The sequence below is a fragment of the Pseudoalteromonas sp. XI10 genome (assembly GCF_001469895.1).
Lineage (GTDB): Bacteria > Pseudomonadota > Gammaproteobacteria > Enterobacterales > Alteromonadaceae > Pseudoalteromonas.
The window spans coordinates 1-506 of the sequence record NZ_LOPY01000035.1; the positions used below are offsets into that span (position 1 = coordinate 1).

At 47.8% G+C, this 506-nt stretch carries 2 tRNA genes; both read left to right on the top strand.

Annotation, left to right across the window (positions count from 1 at the left end):
- Positions 1-76 (top strand) — tRNA-Glu (locus AUR67_RS07120).
- Between the two features lie 130 nt (positions 77-206).
- Positions 207-282: transfer RNA gene (locus tag AUR67_RS07125), tRNA-Glu, on the top strand.
- Positions 283-506: the final 224 nt, after the last annotated feature.

Genomic DNA, 506 nt, shown 5'->3' on the forward strand with positions numbered 1-506 from the left:
GTCCCCATCGTCTAGAGGCCTAGGACACCGCCCTTTCACGGCGGTAACAGGGGTTCGAATCCCCTTGGGGACGCCACTTACTAAAAGTAAGTGAGCAATTGCCAAGAAAATAAATATGTTGGTCTCGAGTACTTACATGTTATTTTAGTAACCTTAACTCCGATATGAGTCAAACTATCATTTAATGTCCTAGTGACACATTATGTGTCCCCATCGTCTAGAGGCCTAGGACACCGCCCTTTCACGGCGGTAACAGGGGTTCGAATCCCCTTGGGGACGCCACTTATTTAAGTAGGTTATGTGTAGTGGGGCGGTGAACACCGCGCAATCTATGCACGACGTTATCAAGAGTACGAATCTCTTGGGGACGCCACTTACTAAAAGTGTTGTGTTATTAAAAGCTCGTCTGAATCGAGTCTAACTATTCAGTTGTCCTAGTGACACATTTTGTGTCCCCATCGTCTAGAGGCCTAGGACACCGCCCTTTCACGGCGGTAACAGGGGTT